A 19,606-nucleotide genomic window follows, 5' to 3' on the forward strand; every position below is an offset into this window, starting at 1 on the left:
AAATCAGATTGACCAGGTGATACCCCACAGGACTCAGACCGCCAAAGGCATAGTTTATTGCATAACTCGAGATCACAAGCGGGCGGTAATGACCGGCAACCTTAGGGTCATTGGCGCTCAGGCCAGGATCTTCGAAAAAGCTCAGGATATTAGCGGTATCCCGGATGTTCCGGTTTTCCACAACAACTTCAGAATCATCATACTGGAATGGATTGTCCAGTGCATTTAAATAGAGCAGACTGCCCAGGATAAGGAACACAAAAAGGGTAATCCATGGATAGAACAAGACCCCGGATAACATTGTCCTTTCTGAAGATAGCGCCGGCATCATCGCATTATAATACAGATATCCGGCAAAAGAAAAGGATCAATCAGAAAGGGGTTGAGATGGAAATTCCTATATTATGCTGGTAATATCCACCGCCGCCGCCTACTGTTGGAACAGGGGAGGCCAGGAGATCTTCCAGTTTCTGCTGTTCCTCGGATGTCAGAGGGGCGAGGTTGGTATGGCTTAGGACATAAGAGAAGTTGTAACCAAGAGAAAAGTTGACATATTCCGTAAAACTAAGGGTGAGCCCTCCGGAATATGACTGGTTGACATTTCGACGGAAACGTTGAAAGAATGTCGTTGAATCAGGATTACTGTAATCCACAAGACTAATTGAATAGCCGAGACTCAATCCAAGGTGAGCCACTATTGGCCGGCTGTAACTCACAGAAATGGCATTTGTCCGGTTGGCGTAATTACTGGCAATTGCATCAAGGTTCTTGTAAACGCTAAAACTGTAACTCCCGGACAGATTGTCCCGAACAGAAAGCTTCTGCGAAACGGTGAGCGTCAGGTTGTGCTGTTCCGAATTACTGGTCTTATTTACAGGAGACCAGCCCCGGGAGCCCTTATAGCTAAGGGCAGCTATAGTGGGAATGTATCGCGGTTCTGTAGTCGCCACAAGAGAAAGTTCATTATTCACATAAGTCAGTCTCCCCTCAAAAAAGGATCTGCTGCTTGAAATAGAACCGGAGATTGTTCTGTCCTGCTGGAGCCTTTGCACCCCATTCACCTGTAGCGTGTAACCATTGCCCTCTAACTGGGTATCATAATAGACTGACTGATTGCCAGAAAGTCCAGCAAAGAGGCTCCCGTTTTTCGGGCGAAAGATGGTGTAGTTAAGACCGAGGCCGTAGGTTGATTGGACAGTGGACTCTGCGTTAGCCCTGAAGGCAATATTGGAGTTAAAGCTGTGCGTCATGGAAAAACTCCCATGCCAGTCACGGAGCTGTTTGAGTCTTTCCTCAGCAACCTCTGCATCCGGAGATCCCTCTGCAACGGCTGTTAAATCTTTGAATATCTTTCTCGCCTCCTCATACTCCTCCTCTCTGACATAAAGGTTTCCAAGTACTATGTAGGCCTTGGTAAAGCCGGGATTTATCTCTATCGCCTTCTTAAGTGCAACTCTGGCTTCATCTTTAATGTCAAGGTTTTCCAGAATAACGCCCAGATAATAGTATGCGATATAGTTTTTAGGATAGAGGGCCAGGACAGTTTCCATCTCCTTCCTCGCCCCTTCCCAGTCCTTATTTTCCATACGCTCAAACGATTTCTTAAGACGGTCAGACAAATCCTCCACCTCCTTCATCTGATCCAGTCTTGACCGGGCAACGCGGGTCTCAGTTCCCTCCTTCTGTATCTCAATAACCATTTTAAATGCCTCACGGGCCTCCTGGAATTTCCTAAGCCTCTCAAGGACAGCCCCAAGCTGGAGATATGCCTGGACATAATCCGGGGCCCTCGATATGGTCTTCTTCAAGGCAACCTCAGCCTCTTCCGTCCGGTTGAGTCTCTCATACAGGACACCCGAATTGAAGAGGGCTACCGGATCATCCGGTGTCATCTCAAGGATGGCCTGCATCTCTGTAAGAGCAGCCTCATAGTTACCTGCGGTTAACAGTCTCTTCCCCTGATCAAAATGGAACCGGATGGTAACTGCGCGAAGGCGGCTGCGGGCCTCTTCCACGCGGGGGGCCTCCTTTTCCAGGTCAATTGCAGCGCTGTATGCCTCCATTGATTTTTTATATTCCCTTAATCCATCATATACCTGGCCAAGGAGAAAGCGTATCTCGGGATCCTTCGGTGAAAGCGTCACGGCCTTCTCCAGTGTAAATGCAGCATCCCTGACACGGCTTCCCTTGATGTAGAGTACAGCCAGAGACAGGTGGAGTCTGGCGTCATCCCGCTTAATTGCAATAAGGGCCTCCATTTCCTTAATGGCCCCTGAAACATCCTCCTTAGTTATCAGCTCTTTGGCTGCCCCGGCCCTTTCTTCTACCTCAAGGAGCGGTTTGATGATGTCTATCCTGGCCTTTGCCTTTTCCGCTTCTGTGCCCTGTTCACCAATGGTCAGCACCTGTTCGTATGCACTGATCGCATCACTCAATCTGCCCAGGTCGTCATAGATTACACCCAGCTGGAAGTATGCCTTCTGGAGTTTGGGGTCTGCCTCAATGGCCTTTTTCAGCGCCTCTATGGCATCATCATTTTGTTTCAAGTTATACTGGATCAGACCAAGGTTAAATAGGGCAGACGGGTTAGCAGGCTCCACTGTCAGGACAGCTCGTGTCTCCTGAAGGGCCTCTTGCCACTGTTCCTTACGTATCATATCAGCTGCCGCCTCAAAATGATGGCGAGTCTCAATTTTTTTTTGATCCTCACTGATCCGCTCTCCGGCCTCCTTCGCCTGCGGGGAGTCAGGATTAAGGGAGATGACCTTACGGAAGACTTCCATCGCCTTCTCATAATTTCCAATCAAGTCATATGTGCCGGCCTGCTGCATGAGGGCATTGACATGTGCAGGATTGATATCCGTCACCTTTTGAAATGCTTCGACGGCCTTATTGAATTGCCCGAGACGCTGATAGGCAATGCCTGAAGCATAACGGGCCTCTGCATCCTCCGGTGCAAGGGATAATACAGTCTCCAGTTCCTTTAATGCCTCCTCCCATCGCTTTTCCTGGAACAGCCTCGCAGCAGCACGGGAATGTTCCATGATCGTAAGCCTCCTGATACGCTCCTCAGCCTCCTGCACCAGTTCCGCATTTTCCTTCCCACTGGCAACAGTCCTGTATGCCTCCCTGGCCCTGTCAAAAAGACCAAGTTCCTCCATGATCTTACCTATCTCGAGAATGGCCTCCGGCATCCCCGGCCTCAGGCTCAGCGCCCTGTTGAGACTGTTCATTGCAGGCACGGGTTGACGGTTTCGGTGGTAGGCCACACCAGCATAGTAGTGTGGCAGTGGATTTTCAGGGTCAGCTGCCGAGGCCTTCTCAAAGGCCTTCAGCGCCTCGTCAGGCTTCCCTTCATTGAGAAGCTGTATTCCCTCATTCAGGGGGGAAGCAGACGTTTCCTGGGCAAAGGCTGTATCCAGGGCGCCTCCCTCTCTGTAAGGAAAGTATAGGGTGGGGAAGAGGAGTAAGAGATAGAAAATCAGAAAAATTAGTGGTCTTGCCATAAAGATAATGACTATATCGGATTTTGCCTGCTACGTCAAAGACTATCGCATAAAAGGACCTCACAAAAAAAAGGGCCCCTGTTTCCAGGGGCCCCATTAGGATACAACCATCCAATCAAACCTTTTACGGGTCAATATGATCGTGACCGGTTGATACTGTTTTATTAATATCTCCGTGACCGCCGTCATAATTCCAGTTGTAGGTCCAATCTGGCGTTGGGTTGTTTCTCATCCACCATGAGCTATAACCCTGCTTCATACCAACAGACTCGATCTTGCCAACCTTGGAAGGATCCATGTTCGGGTTATCTGACCAATCCCAAACATCCTGAACCACCCACTGATCGAATACATTAGCTGCTCCGCCCATACTTGCATAAATAGCATCAGTTGTAGGAGCTGGTGCATTCAGAGCTTCGTTACACTCGCCTGGGTTCATGTAAACACCAACCCTCGCCGAGCTGGCGCAAGCTGCTGTTGAGCTAACCGGGCCAGCCATGAAGAAGAGCTGTGTCAACTTACCGTAGATACCCATGATCTCGCCGCCTGTGTTTGTCCAGTCTGCGACATCCTGATCCAGGGTCTGATCTATAACATAGTGATATCTGGTCGAAACACCAACACCAGTGGCTGCGTCAACAGGCCATGTATAAGGATCGAGGAAACCATCGCCGTTTGCATCACCGACAACAGTGCCGTTTGCGGTCTGGATAATCGCATTCTTTCCAACGAACACGAGGATATCCAGGTCCTGAGCCAAATACCTGGTAGCAGATGCATCGCTGTCATCTTCACCTATAGACTGATAAAGATCATCCAGCATATCAAAACCATGACCTCCACCGCTGTGCTCACTCTGCGGATCTGAGGCATAGATGTTTGCTATACAATCCCCAGGATTAAAGGCGCCACCATTTATATCCATAGTATCCGGACATGGAGTTGAATATAAAGGAGCTGGCAACAGGAATGACGTGTTATCGTCAAAGCTGCTGTCAGTACCAGTCCATGGATCTATGAACCAACCTGCTTTAAATGGGTTTGTACCGGTTACATAACCGAAAGATGTATCGCCGTCCCAGGTATCACCAAGACTCTTCAGAACTGCTGAACTGAGCTGCCATGTGGCATGACCATGCTCTACGAGATCAGTAGACTTGTAGTGGTTTCCACTTGGAGCTATCGTCTCTGTAAAGGCTGCTGCAGCCATTGAAGCAGAAGCTGAAAGTGTAACCATACCTGCTACTAAAAGAGGAACTATAAATTTTCTCATTTCGTTTCACCTCCTTTCATTGTCAGTTTGCAGATTTGAGGCCATTTCCTTCCAGCCTCAATCAGCAGACACGTTTATGTGTATATTGCAAGGGGTATACCATTTTCCGAAAACAGGCCGGAAATAAATGGCAACAAATTAAAAATTGTTGAAAAATGAACAGGTTAGGATAATACGAGAAAAGAGGCAATTAACCCCTGGGAACCTAAACAGAGGGAAATGAGTCAATAAACAAGGGACAATCTCAGCTTAAACATAAAAAGTTGTATCTTTTATATACAATTAAAAGGAATAACCTAAGACATCAACAGCTTTAACTGATTGTTTTATAATGATAAACAAACGACGTGTCCTTTTAATCTCGTAATTCATATGTACTGTGCAATCATTACACAAGAATTGTCTAAAAGTAAAATCTTGCCTGCCCTTTCAGGTCCCATCCTTCAAGATCAATAAAAAGAGGCTTCATAGTGCCTCTCCTGAAGTCAGTATATGTAACTACATCTCCACTCCTGATAATATCCTGTTCCAGCGGGTCCACAGTAAAGTAGCGAACAAATTTCAACTTTCCTATACCTCCTATAACATAGTCTATGTCCATGCCTATGGATATCCCCTTTCGGAGGTAATACTCGCCGCCAACGCCTATATATGTCGCATAGCCGCTGCCGCTGATCCCTGTCTCCGTGACCTTGTAGAAGTCAAACCCCTCCTCCGGGGCATAGACATGCAGCCAGACATCAGTGGTCAGGTAGGCCCTTGTAATTGCGAGGATGCCCATCCCGGCATAGATCCTTGGATCCGGCTTCTTTAGCTTACTTCCATCATCTCCGGATTTCACCTTTACTGACTTTTTCTCTGCGTCATCTGATTTATTTTCAAATATCCAGTATCTCTTTCCCCCTAACCAGAATTGGTTCAGCGACAGTGAAAATCTCGTCTCCCTCGCTGAAGGGATGTTGAAACCAACAAAAAAATTTCTCTCATCCCGGCTTACAGAGTCAAAGGTAGCTGTGCTCCCGCCAAATATTATGGCATATCTTGGATTGACATCGGCCTGAACCTGCAGGCCAATCCTGGGGGCGGCAATTCCCATCTCCGGCATGGCGGGACTCACCCCCTGGTATATAACAGGATAGGATGAAGGTTTTGCCTCGGTATTGCGCGGCCCAAGCTCAACCTCCGGGTGTATCAATACATAGTTTAGTTCGTTCAGGCTCGGTTTGTAATAACCATCAACAACTGAAAGACTCCACTGTATGTCTGCAAGGGCAGGCGATGGGGAATACGCAAGAAAAATGATACAGAAGATAAGGAATAAAATACGGTTCACCTGAAAATGCTCCTATTCACCCGTCAGTCCCACGCAACCTGTCCCCGCAGGATTTTTTACCCCGTCATTCCCACGTAAGTGGGAATCCAGAATCTGGCCCTGGTCTGGATTCCCGCTTTCGCGGGAATGACGTTTTCATGACCAGTCGAAGGGCTCATGACGGTTCATTTGTAAATAAATCCCGGCCTGATAACCTTCACTATTGCAGGCAGGATAATAAGTGTCGCCAGAGAACTGGTTATCATGGCAACAGGTATAAGGAAGCCTTCCATGTGCAGGTAGTAACCGGTAAAGAGCAGGGTCAATCCACCTGCTGACAACGCCAGTGCAACAAATATTATCGCCTTTCCGGCAGTCAGAAGGGTCCTTCTTATAGCCTCATCAGTATGCACCTTCAGGTCATAAGGGCCGGCGCTGCCTGCTTCCTGTCTGCTTCGTCCTGAGACCTCTTCCCTGAGCCTGTAAATAAGATAAATTGAGTAGTCAGCGCCGAAGCCGACTGCCATTGCAGAGATGGCGGCTGTGCCTACACCAAGCCCTATCCCGAAAAGTCCCAGAACACCAAAGTTAGTAAGGACTGCAATGCCAAGGGGCAGTAAGACGAGGATACCACCGACCGGCGACCTCAACACAATAGATGTAATTACAAATACGATGCCTGCAATCTGAAGTATGTTCCAAATCTTTCCGGCTACCATGGTCTGGTTAAGCGCCATCATTACAGGTATGCTGCCTGCAACGCCAACCTTAATACCAGGCGGAAAGCCCTCCCCATTATCACCCCCTGAATATTTATCTACAATTGAAATCAGCTTCTGACCAAGCTCAGTGCTGTCATCCCGCAGAAACACCCATATCACGCTTTTCTGATACTGATAGTCGAGGAAGCGGTTCATTTCTCCATTTGAGCCTGAAAGCGAGAACAGGAACAGGAATTCAGAAATAGTGGCCCGTGAGTCAGGGATGGTGCGGTACGCAGGATCACCTCCGTGCATGCTCTGGTTTGTGGCCTTTACATAATCCACATATGACTGGGTCTTTCCGACCTCAGGGACAGACTCTATCTCCTTCTGCAGGTTCTCTATTGCATGCAAAACAGCCGGGTCTTTAAGTGAATCAGGCTCCTGTCCTTCAAGGTAAATGTAGAATGTCGCTGTGCCACCAAAGTATTTGTTCAGCGCTGCATCATCCTTCCTGAATTGTGTGGACTCAAAGAAGAGGCTTTTAAGGCTGTTTGTGACAGTAAGCCTGTTAATACCGTATAAAGAGATGGCTGCTACTACAATCAGGCCAATCCAGACAAGCCAACTGCGCGTAGTTACCAGCCGCGAGATGGCAAGGAGGAATCTGTCAAGAAGCCCCCCGTCTTCCACTGTATGCTCCCTGCTGCCTGCGACCTTCTTTGGCGGCTTCATCAATGACCTTGCCGCAGGAATAAATGTCATCTCAAGGACAAGGGCGCTCAATATGCCAAAGGCCGTAAAAAGACCGAAGGACTGGAAGGTCTTTAGTTTGAATGTCAGCAGGGACGCAAAGCTCGCTGCTGCAACGAGTCCTGCTGTAATCATGACAGGGCCGATCTTTGTCAGGGATTCAACGACAGCCTGTTTTGAGGCATCCCTTCCCCAGTGGGTGCTGCCTTCAATCCCCCCTAACCCCCCTTTTTCAAAGGGGGGGATGGGGGGATTTTCACCTGCCACACCATATTTCCCTAATTCTTCATAATATCTCTTCAAGATCTGCACCGAATGCCCGGCAGCAACAGCAAGGATAAGTATGGGCGTCATCATATTCCATGGATCAAGTGGTATCTTAAATACCCCCATCAGGCCGACAGCCCATACTACGCTGAGAAGGGCGCATATGATGGGCAGTATCATCCCCTGTATGCTCCTGAAGGCAAGATAGAGGATGAACATTATTATGACAACAGCCACAGGATAAATGTAATGGCTCATTCTAAGCGAATCAGCCTCAAGGAATGAGAGCGCCACAGGAAGACCGCCAACATATATTTCAGTATTGGCATCCTTATACTTGTTTACTATATCAAGAACCTTGCTGTATATCTTTGAGTCGCTGACATACCACTGCTCCCAGTCAGCCGCACCCTGACCTGCCTGCCAGCCGCTATCACCTCCGGCAGGCCATTTGGCATCTCCGCCGCCGCCCGCTGCCGGCCACTTGCCTTCCTGGCCCTGTTGTGTCCCTGCGCCCTGTCCGGCATCCTCAACCGGAGGTGACGCGCCCTGCTGTTCTGCTGCCGGCCTGGTTCCGGCAGGAGCACTGCCCTCTCCCCCCTTGCCCCCCCCGCCTTTCTGCCACTTCTTCCAGTCTTCCTGGGCATAGGCAGAAGACACGATACTTAATTTACCATTATCATCCATCATGTTATTCTGAAATTGTTTCAGAAGCTCATGTCCCTGCTTCGTTTGAGACCCTGAAGCAAGTTCAGGGTGACGAACCGGGCTGTCATATACCTTTGTCAGCCTCCCGGCATTGTTCGTATTATCTTCTGCCTTGCCTTGCTTCTCCTGCCAGTTGCTGTCTCCCCCCCTGAAGTCGAGTATTATTGCTGCTACAGTCCCGTCCGCGGATATCAGACTGTTAATAAACGCAGGGTTTGAATAGACTCGCTCTTTTAATTTCTTCATGCCCTCAGGTGTGTATTCTATCCCATCGAGAAGGCTGTTGATTTCAAGCGAATCCCCCTCGGCCTTGACCACCTTTACCTTGCGGTCTGCAATGCTCACAACGTTGTTTTCCAGTATGCCGGGCAGTGTCTTAACCTCTTCAGTTATCTTCCGTATCTTTTCTATATCTGCCGGGTTGAATATGTCACCATCTTTGGACGCAACCCCGATCAGCACAACACGGCTCCCGCCGAACTGCTTTTCTATCTCATTATTCAGCTTTACATACGGATGGTCCTGAGGAAGCAGGGCCTTTGGATCAAGCACCATATGGAGTCCTGATATCTGAAAGGCAAAGAAGACCGTGATGAACACAGCCAGCAGGATAGTGGTCACCGGGAAACGGACAATACGTTCTATGTGTTTGCGAAGCATGTAATCACTCCTTGTTAAAAGCTGTACTTTATCTCCATATACGCCCTGTCGTCATCGTCAAAGTATCCGAAGAAATTAAGCCTGCCAGGATCAGGGCCGGGATCTCCCGAGAATATATCAACCCCAAAAAGCAATGTTACCTTATCTGTATATCTGTATTCAAGCTTTGGCCTGAAAAGATATTCATGCCTGTTTAACAGCGATATAGCAAGCAATTGCGGAACCATAGTCCCGTAGCGAATCTCTTTCCTCGCAAATATGGATGCCGCGTCCTCATGCCTGGCCTGCTGTATCTCTTTCGTGTGATGTAAGATTATATCCTGTGAAAAGTTCACGGATATATCTGTCCCGTATAGAACCGTCTTCACGCCAACTACGTGCTTGACATAGTCGCGCTGTATTTCCCCGAATTTTATCTCCGGCGATGTACACTCTGTGCAGGTACCCCAGTATTTGCCATCCACATATGCAAATTCTCCCTCAAGGACTATCTTGCCAAAGCTCTTTGCAACTCCTGCCCCGTATGATTGAAGACGCCTGAATACAGGGAAAAATGTCACGTCAGGCGATATGCCGAGGTTCCCAAGACCGAGACCTGAGACAGACCTGAAGGCAGCAGGGAAGTCATCCCACTGGTTGAAGTATGCGACTGCAAATTCATATCCCTTTACCATGCCGGAAACCCTGAGCCCGCCTTCGCTGTTCTTCAGGTTCCTCGGCACCTTTTTGAGGTCAGGAAGTGTCTGAAACTGTGACCACTCAGACCGCAATGGGGCAGGCTTGTGCCCCCTGACATCCGGCACCCAGAGGCCCTCGATTGTCAGCGGACCTAAATAATAATCCCCCTTTACCATCCAGAGCGGTATGTACCTGTCAGACACATCCCGCAATATATGCTCTGTAAAGTCGAGGGGGTTTACCTCATCAAGAATACGCCAGCCCTCAACTATTCCCCATCTTATTATCTGCTTCCCTATCCTGAAGTCCATATTACGCAGAAAGACATCAACATATAATTCCCTGACATCTATGCCGTAATTATCAACCTTAATTTCTCTCAGGTTTTTTATATCCGGTTCAGGTTCGCCGGGAGCAGGAGGTTCAATAAAGGCAAACGCCTTCATGGGGGCTATCGTCCCGACATCGTTGACATCATACGCAAGGTCATAATAAGACCATATTCTCGCTGTCAGCCGGACATCGCTGTTAAATGAATAGGAAGGTTCAAGCTGTAAGATATTCAGTATCTTGGAAAAGACCGCAGGGGTAACATATCTGTATGCAATCTCACTCTTAAAATATCCCCTTAATTCAATTTTTTTAAGGAAATCTTCATTTATCCTTGTAAGTAACCCGCGTGACGGCGGAGGGGCTTCTGCCGGTATTACCATAGTCCCTTCCTGAGGAGGCAAGGGAAGCGCTTCTTCAAATCCCCCCTCACCCCCCTTTTCTAAAGGGGGGACGGGAGGGGGGATTTCGGAAATTGCAGGACCTTCCGGACGACTTTCCTCTAAGGGCTTCTGTTCCGGCCCTTCTACCGGGGTCTCTTTAGTCGCTTCAGTACCGGCTGTATTCCCGTCCGATGGGTTTGACTGAGTCTCAACGGACACATCCGGCGCAGGTGAAATAACATCAGGCGCTTTTTCTGCTGTCTCTTCACCACTGCTTACAGCAGGATTAACAACAAGAAAAAGCACGCAAAGTATGAGAAATAAACAATGAGACAATACCCTGTGTTTATCCCTTAAAACTGATTTAATTGATGACACGTGAAGCAAAAAATTACGGCCCCTCTCCTCTTCTCAGCAATCTTTCGGTAAAGAGGTCGTCACGCAGCCCGTTATTTATTTTAATATTGCTCATCTCAAATATTGTAGAGTGGCCTGTCTGTAAATTCTTTACAGTTGCATCCTTCCATATCCACAGGTCTCCGCTCTTCTGCCACTGTATGGTCTGGGTCTTAAGAGGTTCCTTTTTATGGTCAAAATATTCGATCCTGATGGCACGCCATTCATCTTTCAGTATCCAGAATGTCCGCTTGCTGTAGGCTGCTCCCTCCTCCCTGGGGGTACTTTCAACAACGTAGCAGGTGTTCTTGTCGCATGGTTTCTCTCCGAGAAACTTATGTTCATCCTCATCAATCCTTCTCTGTCCCATATCAGCAAAGGTGAGGTCTGATCCCATGAATGCATCGTTCTGGTCGCGGCTTGACACTGTGCTGACCTTTCTGAGGGACGGGAGATATAACCAGAGGCCGTCTGTTTTCCCTTCCTGTGCATAATCCCAGATTAGAAAACCTGTGCCTTTGACGTCCGGAGGAAAATCAGTAAAGAACAGTGTCTTACTGTAAAAACCGTCCTTTCCTCTGTAGTTTTTCCAGTAGCGGGAAGTAACGATCTTTCTCTCCTGTCCCTGTGCTGAGATAAGCCGCAGGGTTACAGTTGACTTCTGGTCATCACCCTGTGGAAGTTCATCCACCTTTTTCATGATGTCAAGGCCGGAAAGCGCCGCCTGTGAGGCAGACGGCCATACCATTGCCAGCGCAATGATGAGAGAAACACCAGCAACAAACACCTTCTTAATACCCATATTTTGTTCTCCTTTCACTCGAAAATACTCCTAAGTACCCGTCATTCCCGCGGAACCTGTCCCCTCAGGATTTTTCACCCGTCATTCCCACGCAAGTGGGAATCCAGAATCAGGCCATCAGTCTGGATTCCCGCTTTCGCGGGAATGACGTTTTCATGAACCCTGGTGAGCCCTGACCTGTGAGCGTGCCGAACAGTCGAAGGGCTCATGACGGTTCATCAGCAAAAAAAACGGATAGATTAACACTGCCTCTATCCGTTCACAAAGATGCCTGAACTAATCTATCTGACTTCTGATTTCCTACTCATTGCTCATCTCTCATTGCTCACTACTTTTTTATGGCTTAATTGCTGTAATTACAGTAAATGGGCTCCACTCTGCAAGAGGTTTTTGTGCTACATTCCTGAAACCTGCCTCCTGAAGCCACCCTGCAATCTCCTTGTCTGAGTATGCTGCGCCTGCAGGTGTATGGATAAGCTGATTAACCCCGATCAGGGCTGAAAGCGCAGGACCTGTTTTGTCAGCATTTAGCATCTGCTCCTGCACTATCAGGAGTCCTCCGCTTACCATTGAATCAAATGCCTTCTTAAAAGACCTTATATTTACCTCAGGTGATTCCTGGTTCATCATTGAAGAGAAGAGAACTGCATCATGCCCTGAACCAAAGCTGTCTTTTAGATAATCCCCCTGACTGGTCGTAACCTTTTCCTCTGCATTAAACATCTTTATGATCTCTTTTGTAATCTTCAGGGTCTGTGGAAGGTCAAATACGATACCCTTAAGTCCGGGTGTCTTGTTGCATAGGAAAATAGTAAAGGTGCCCGGGCCGCCGGCAATGTCGCAGAGCTGCTTTCTGCCGCCAAGGTCAATAGTGTCTGCAAGCAGGTATGCCTGGCCCACGGCGCGGTGGTGCATACCCATTATGTAATTTCTTGTTGTATCTTCATTTATATCGTGAGGCTTGTGAACTGAGGGCTTTCCGGTGACTACTGATTCAGGGAGGCCGAGCCATGCAGTATACCAATCGTCAAACATTGACACAATACCGCCCTGGTATCTCTCCCGCCCCCTGACCAGAAATGCGCTTGACACCTCTGTGTTTGAGTACTTGTCATCTATCCTCTTCAACAGGTCAAGTGACGTGCATGCTATCAGTAATATCTCAAGGCCGCGCCTGTCTGCATTGCAGTCCCGCGCAAGCTCTTCAGCAGAAACCTGGCGCCCTTCAAGCTTTGTAAACAGCTCGAGGCGGTTTGCGGCATGCAATACCCTGGAACTCCAGTAGGCAGAGGCAATCTTCATCACTGCCATGAAATCCGGACCGCTGCTATCCCATGCACCCTCTTTCCTGGTTTGCTCTCCCATCATCCCTCCTTGTTCACTCGAAAATCCCTGTTCAAATCCCCCCTCTCCCCCCTTTATTAAAGGGGGGAGCTGATTTCCCTTTTTTATAAAGAGAAGAATTACTTTCCCCCTTTGTAAGGGGTGGAAACTGATTTCCCCCTTTATAAAGGGGGACTAAGGGGGATTTTCATCTGCCTTTGTGAGCCCTGGCTCATGAAGGTTCACCTGAAAATCCCTCTATTCCCGGAATTTCTTTAATTAATGCTTATGGGCGTGCTCATGGCCATGCGGATGTTCGTGTCCGTGTCCATGTTCATGGCCATTATTGCCTTCCTCTTCACCTTCGAACTTGCTTCTCTGTACCATATCAACCTCATTAATAAGTTGAATCAGCAGAGCTGCATGGCCTTTCTGCTCTTCTATAATATGTTCGAGGGTGTGTACTATGTCATCAGCTGCAGAAAACTCCGCTCCTGACATTATCGCCCTCTGATGTTCCAGTTTGTTTACTAACTGAAGCACCTCTCCAAGGTCATTCCTTAAATCGGCCGCTGCCTTCTCTTCATTGGTAAGCGTACCATGCGCTGCGTGACTGTGTCCTCCTGCTGTACTGCACATTGTTGTTTCTCCTTTCGTCTGTTGATGTTAACATTTGGGGTGGATAGTCCACCCTGTACCTATACCTTATTTCCTCCCGGCAGGTGGCCGAGGTAAATCAGGTTGACAGCGCTGTTGCCATAGTCAACCCTCGTTGCAGAACCAGGATGTATCTGTAACTGCCTGTAATAAATCAGTGGTATATTGAGCGCCTCAGTTACAGCAACCCTTATCGGGCCTGTATGAGAAACTATGATGACCTTTTTTCCCCTGTACTCCTGTAGTGCCAATTGTAGCACACTGTTTACCCTTTTTTGCAAGTCGTATATCGTCTCACCGCCTTCAGGGGTGTAGCTGGCAGGGTCCGCCTTCCACTTACTCAGCCCTTCAGGGTATTTCTCTGCTATTTCACCAAAGGTAAGCCCATCCCAGATCCCAAAGCACCTTTCCTTCAGCTCATCGAATATCTTATACTCTATTCCGAGAGAGTTGACAATAGGGGCGGCTGTCTCTCTGGTCCTCGCTGAAGGACTTACCAGAATGGCTGAAACATCACTCCCCTTTACCCATGTCCCCAGGTTCGCCGCATGGGCGCGTCCTCCCTCGTTAAGTGCCGGACCGTTATCTCCTTTATATATCCTGTCTTCAGGATAATCAGTGCTTCCGTGCCTGACGAAAATAATACTTGTTGACGGTTCCTTATAGCGCATTATAGTAGCTCTTGCCCTCCCCGCACGACCTGCACATTACCCTGCCATCAACAACAACCTCTTTATGGTCATTTACTATCTCGCCGCACTGCTCACACTTAATCTTAAACTTCTCTTTACTGAATTTATAGTTGGCTACCTTTACATTTTTAATAATAAAGAGTTCCCCTTCAGGCATTATCTTGTAGGCATCCACCTCCCGCGCTGTCCTTCCATGCTTGTCATCCGGATATTCGCCTGATGCGTAATTGTCTACCAGCTCTCTTGCTGAATCCGGACAGCTAATCCTTACGGCCTTGCCGGTATTGGTATTGACAAATGTCGCCGCAACCTTCCCCCAGTCAAGGAACTTCAGGCTTCTCCTGCTGATCCTAGCGCCGCTTACAACAGAAATGGCATCAATGGGACAGCGGTCAGTCTCAACGAACACCAGAAAATCCTTCTGCTGAGAGCCCTCCGGGTCTGTAATGCCAACCTCTCTTAATCCTGCAAGGGCCATCCTTGTGCCGATAACAGTACCTGCACATAAATGCCCGTGAAATGCGGCCGTCTTCCTGAGTAAACTATCGAGTGGCGACGACTCAGCCTTTGTCCTGACCTTTGTAAGTGTAAAACCCATTATCCTGACTCCTCTTTATTCTGTCACGTTTGCTTTTTAATCCGGCCATTAAGACAGGCCGGCCTACCTGCTGCTCTGCCGTTGTTAACGCTCAAAAATGTCCAGTTGCAGGGAAGGACATCGAATTTGAGCCGGGGCGTACTGACTGTTACGTTTATGGCCATTTAGCACGCCACGATGCCTCATCATCCGTAGTACACCCAGTCACGCAATTCGAACTTGATGAATATGCATTGCCTGTGCTTGTGTATGTTCCGGTGACAGTATATCTGTAGAAAACACCCGGGGTGTTAGGGTCCATTTCCGTAACTTCCTTGGAGTAGATGCCTGTAGCATTACCCACCATGTTCCCTTCTGTCCCTGACTGATTTGACTGTGTAGAATCCACGGTTGTATAAGGAATATAGAACTTCATGTAATAAGGCTCAAGAGGGTCTGTTTTCTTGTCTACAACCACCTCAAATCCAAATTCATTGTGCTGATTCCTGAGGCTTCCTGATGGCTGTGAACTGACACCCGATGTAGCCGTAGTACCAGGGGCTAAAGGCGCATTATAATACCTTACTGAAAAATGCGGCTGCAATACTTCGGTCGTGGATGTCTGCCCCAGCGCTGCTCCGCTGCCGCCGGGCGTTACCCCGTTTCCCTTCTGTGTATTAAGTGCTGAGTCTGAAAACCACGGCGTTGAGGTGTCTCCCCATGAGCACTCACCCTGATCAATCCAGCCATTTCCGTTTTGATCGCTGCATGTAATATTCGAAGGGTCAAATCCATTCGAACACGGAAGGCCGGTTATGGGATTTATCCCTTTAGCACAATAAGTGCCCTTGCCTGAATCTGTCTGCTGATATGTGTCCGGACTTGCCTGAATGCTGTAGCTTACCTCTGCGCCGGCCATATCAACTGCGAAAAGACAGATGAATAGCAGGACGGCTGTATTTAGCATGCCGGTTTTCATCATTATGGATGCTCGTCCACCCATATCTCCCCCTCCGGGGTTGTCTCTTTCTTCCAGATCGGTGTAATGCGCTTTAGTTCATCAATACACCATTTGCACGCCTTGAAGGCATCAGCCCTGTGGGCTGCGCCGACGACGATCAGGACTATGTTCTCTCCAATGCTTATTTCACTTATCCTGTGGACTATGTTGACCTCTATTATATCAAAGTCCTTGAGCGCCTTCTCCCTTATCTCATTCAATTTCTTTTCAGCCATTCCAGGATAGTGTTCAAAGTCCAGCTTTCTGATGGAACGTCCGCGGGATGTGCCCCTGCCTGTACCGAGGAATACAACTATCCCCCCGACATCGCCGGATTTTGCCTTGACCCTGTTGATCTCTTCATCTACTGAAAAGTCTTCTTTTTGTATCCTGACCATGGGCGACCCTGGCGCCCCTCCTGCAAACGGCGGAAGGATGGCGACCTCATCCCCATCTTTGACCAGCATATCGTCGGTTCCTATCTCCTGATTGACAGATATAAGAACCCTCTTGGTCTTCAACATCTCACCAACCCTGGGAAAATCTTTTTCAATTAATCCAACAAGGTCTTTCAGCTTGACTGATCCGCCCACGTCAATCTGGGCATCTTCCTTACCTGCCAGGTTTTTTATGATTGCAAAAAATTTAACCTTTACCATATGATCCCCCCTATTCACTCTGATTCACAAACATCTCTGTTGCCCATGAAATAGACAAGACTGCGAATAACGTCAAAAACAGGAAACCGACAAGTATCGTATGCATCGAAGCCCCGCCGCTGTAAAAGGCACGTGTCGTCTCCACTGCATAATCTATAGGATTTATCCTGGTAATGACCTTTATCCATTCCGGCATAAAACTCTTTGGCACCATCGCAGATGATAAAAACATCAGCGGCAGGGTCATCATGTTCCCAAGCATAACCAAAGGCTCTTCTCTCTTTAACCACATGGCAAGGCCATTCGATATACCTGAAAAACCGAGCGACAGGAGAAATACGATGACAAGACTTAGGAAAGCACCCTTAATCCCTGACACGCTTGCCCCAAATATAATCGCTATAATCATGATAATAAGACATTGTATAATAACCGTAACTGCAGTGTGTATGACGCGGCTCATAACTATTGAAACCCTTGAGACCGGGGTAACAAGCATCTTCTCAACTGTTCCAAAGTTGATCTCTCGCAGAAGGCTGACGCCGGACCATGATGTGCCAAAAAGCACCGTCATAATAATTGCACCAGGCAGGAAAAAATCCATATAACGTCCCTGGGGAAAACCCGGGAGGGATGCCATATTCTTAAATAACTGGCCGAAAATAAGGAGCCATATGAGAGGTTGAATAATAGTAAAGAGCGCCCACATAGGCATTCTAAGGGTTATCCTTAAATATTTATTGAAGAGATACCATGTATCACTAAAGAGTTGAACCATAATTAACCCTCTTTTTTACCCTGCTTAGCCCACCACTCTGCTGCCCCTGGCGTATTCATCCATTTCTTCCAGGGCTCTTCACTGCTCTCTTCCTCTTTATTTTCTTTATCTTTTACCTCATCATTTTCTGATGATGTAACTTTATCATCCTTATCCATTTCCCATTCTCCCTTTCCCCAATCATTCTCAGTTGGCGTATCATTGTCCGCTTTTGCCTGCCGGCTCCACCACTCCTTCATCTCCTCAGGTGACCACTTGCCCCATTCACCGTTTCCGTTTTCGTTTCCGCTTTCACCCTCTTTATGGCCGCCGGAGGCGCTGCCGTCCCATTCTTTACCCCATTCCTGCTGGCTGCCCTCCTGGCCTTCCTGTACCTCCTGCTGATCCCAATCCCCGCCACCCTTCCAGTTCTTTCCCCAGCCGCCCTTCTGCCACTTGGCCCACCAGGGCTCACCGCCTTCTTCACTATCACCCTCTTTAAAGCTGGCGCCGCTGTACTTAAGATAGACATCGTCAAGGCTCGGCCTTGATATGGAAAGAGATGAAATGTCTATGCCATTCTCATTAAGGAGCTTCATCATCCACTGAACGGCCTCGCTCCCATTGTTGACATACACCCTGACATGTTCATTTTCAAGAAGGATCTCCTTGACCTTGCTGTTGCCTTTCAATATGGAGATGGCCTTGCTCTTTGCGTTCCCTTTAAGTTCGAGATTTACTGAATCTCCGCGAATACTGTCTTTCAGTTTATCCGGGGTATCAACAATCTTGATGCTCCCCTTGTGAAGTATCCCAATCCTGTTTGAGAGCTTATCCGCCTCATCCAGATAGTGGGTTGTAAGGAATATAGTGACCTTCAGTTCACGGTTCAGCATGCGGATGTAATTCCATAACTGTGACCTGCTGTGCGGATCAAGCCCCAGCGTAGGTTCATCGAGAAATACGAGACTTGGATTGTGTATAAGGGCGGTCGCAATGTCAAGTTTTCGCCTCATACCGCCTGAATAAGTAGAAACGAGCTGGTCGGCACACTCCTTTATGCTGAACAATTCCAACAGTTCATCTATTCTCCTGCTGATAGTCTTCCCGTCCATCCTGTACATCCTGCCCTGGAGAACGAGATTTTCCCTTCCTGTCAGGAAATAGTCTATTCCTGTTTCCTGAGCCACATATCCGATTGAACAACGTACCTTCACAGGTTCAGTCAGGACATTATGTCCTCCAACCCATGCCTGTCCTGATGTCGGACGGGAAAGGGTCGTAAGTATTTTTATAGTAGTGCTCTTGCCTGCACCGTTAGGACCCAGAAAACCAAAGATCTCCCCATCTTCGACAGTAATATTGAGGTTATCTACTGCCTTGGTACCTGATGAAAATATCTTGGTTAAGTTCTCTGTCTTTATCATGAATTATGCCTGACTCTCCTGCTCAAGTTACTCATTGCTATTTGTTAACCGCCTTCTCCCTGATATATGTCCCTGACTTGCCGCCGGTCTTCTTCTCAAGGCAAATCTCGCTCAAAATCATCCCTTTATCTATAGCCTTGCACATATCATATATGGTAAGGGCTGCAATTGATGCGGCTGTGAGCGCCTCCATCTCAACGCCTGTCTGGCCTCCTACCCTGACTGTAGCGGTAATTCCAACGGAGCAAAGACCGTTTTCATCAGGAACAGGATCCTCTGTAAAGGATATATCCACACCTGATAACAGAAGGGGATGACACATCGGGATTATATCGGGTGTCCTCTTTGCCCCCATTATACCCGCGACCTGGGCCACTGCAAGGACATCGCCTTTGGCAATCTTCCCATCCTGTATCCTTTTCAAGGTCTCAGGAAGCATATATACCTTACCTGTTGCTATGGCAGTCCTCGATGTCACAATCTTTTCACTTACATCCACCATCTTTGCCCTGCCCTCTACATTGAAATGTGTAAGCTCTGACACTTTGAATCCTCCTTTAAAAAGTAACCATTCTTATATATCAAAATACAAGTTTCATACCAGTATATCAGAACTCATTGAAAATTTTCTATAAAAAAATATAAAGTGTCAGAAAAAAGGGGGACAGCAACAAGAAAAAGGGGGACAGATTTATTTTTCCGCTGCAGCGGAAAAATAAATCTGTCCCCCTTTTTCTTTCAACTT

At 47.9% G+C, this 19,606-nt stretch carries 16 protein-coding genes; all 16 read right to left on the reverse strand.

The genetic code is table 11. From position 1 onward, the window contains the following. Window positions 1-328 (reverse strand): hypothetical protein (locus IT393_02315; protein ID MCC7201484.1); only part of this gene is annotated, 328 nt, incomplete at its 3' end. A gap of 43 nt (window positions 329-371) precedes the next feature. Next, a complete protein-coding gene (locus tag IT393_02320) occupies window positions 372-3,506 on the reverse strand; it encodes a tetratricopeptide repeat protein (protein MCC7201485.1) in 3,135 nt (1,044 codons plus the stop codon). A 124-nt stretch (window positions 3,507-3,630) separates the two neighbouring features. Continuing rightward, window positions 3,631-4,779: a hypothetical protein gene (locus IT393_02325; protein MCC7201486.1), complete on the reverse strand. Its 1,149-nt coding sequence runs from the start codon at window positions 4,777-4,779 to the stop codon at window positions 3,631-3,633. A gap of 403 nt (window positions 4,780-5,182) precedes the next feature. Further along, the gene (locus tag IT393_02330) at window positions 5,183-6,112 is read right to left on the reverse strand and encodes a hypothetical protein (protein ID MCC7201487.1); all 930 of its coding nucleotides are present in this window, start codon (window positions 6,110-6,112) and stop codon (window positions 5,183-5,185) included. A 164-nt stretch (window positions 6,113-6,276) separates the two neighbouring features. Continuing rightward, complete coding sequence (locus tag IT393_02335) at window positions 6,277-9,180, reverse strand: MMPL family transporter (protein MCC7201488.1); 2,904 nt, start codon at window positions 9,178-9,180, stop codon at window positions 6,277-6,279. A 14-nt stretch (window positions 9,181-9,194) separates the two neighbouring features. After that, a complete protein-coding gene (locus tag IT393_02340; GenBank protein ID MCC7201489.1) occupies window positions 9,195-10,877 on the reverse strand; it encodes a hypothetical protein in 1,683 nt (560 codons plus the stop codon). 85 nt (window positions 10,878-10,962) lie between these two features. Then, complete coding sequence (locus tag IT393_02345) at window positions 10,963-11,787, reverse strand: outer membrane lipoprotein-sorting protein (protein ID MCC7201490.1); 825 nt, start codon at window positions 11,785-11,787, stop codon at window positions 10,963-10,965. A 318-nt stretch (window positions 11,788-12,105) separates the two neighbouring features. Further along, window positions 12,106-13,134, reverse strand: a complete 1,029-nt coding sequence (locus IT393_02350; GenBank protein MCC7201491.1) for a hypothetical protein — start codon at window positions 13,132-13,134, stop codon at window positions 12,106-12,108. Between the two features lie 237 nt (window positions 13,135-13,371). After that, window positions 13,372-13,731 (reverse strand): hypothetical protein, encoded by a 360-nt coding sequence (locus IT393_02355; GenBank protein ID MCC7201492.1) that lies wholly within the window; start codon window positions 13,729-13,731, stop codon window positions 13,372-13,374. A gap of 59 nt (window positions 13,732-13,790) precedes the next feature. After that, window positions 13,791-14,420 carry a histidine phosphatase family protein gene (locus IT393_02360; protein ID MCC7201493.1) on the reverse strand — a complete coding sequence of 210 codons (630 nt, stop codon included), beginning with the start codon at window positions 14,418-14,420 and terminating at the stop codon, window positions 13,791-13,793. After that, window positions 14,410-15,039 (reverse strand): TraR/DksA C4-type zinc finger protein, encoded by a 630-nt coding sequence (locus IT393_02365; GenBank protein ID MCC7201494.1) that lies wholly within the window; start codon window positions 15,037-15,039, stop codon window positions 14,410-14,412. Before IT393_02365 ends, IT393_02360 begins: the two co-directional genes overlap by 11 nt. Window positions 15,040-15,193: 154 nt before the next feature. Next, entirely contained in the window at window positions 15,194-16,021 is an 828-nt protein-coding gene (locus tag IT393_02370; protein MCC7201495.1) for a hypothetical protein, read from the reverse strand. Beyond that, window positions 16,000-16,677: a molybdenum cofactor biosynthesis protein MoaE gene (locus tag IT393_02375; protein ID MCC7201496.1), complete on the reverse strand. Its 678-nt coding sequence runs from the start codon at window positions 16,675-16,677 to the stop codon at window positions 16,000-16,002. Before IT393_02375 ends, IT393_02370 begins: the two co-directional genes overlap by 22 nt. A 10-nt stretch (window positions 16,678-16,687) precedes the next feature. Then, window positions 16,688-17,455, reverse strand: coding sequence for an ABC transporter permease (locus IT393_02380; protein MCC7201497.1), 768 nt, complete (start codon window positions 17,453-17,455; stop codon window positions 16,688-16,690). Window positions 17,456-17,457: 2 nt separating this feature from the next. Next, window positions 17,458-18,861, reverse strand: coding sequence for an ATP-binding cassette domain-containing protein (locus IT393_02385; GenBank protein ID MCC7201498.1), 1,404 nt, complete (start codon window positions 18,859-18,861; stop codon window positions 17,458-17,460). 37 nt (window positions 18,862-18,898) lie between these two features. Continuing rightward, on the reverse strand, window positions 18,899-19,405 hold the full coding sequence (gene moaC / locus IT393_02390; GenBank protein MCC7201499.1) for a cyclic pyranopterin monophosphate synthase MoaC: 507 nt from the start codon (window positions 19,403-19,405) through the stop codon (window positions 18,899-18,901). Window positions 19,406-19,606: the final 201 nt, after the last annotated feature.

It is taken from the genome of Nitrospirota bacterium, assembly GCA_020851375.1.
Lineage (GTDB): Bacteria > Nitrospirota > 9FT-COMBO-42-15 > HDB-SIOI813 > HDB-SIOI813 > RBG-16-43-11.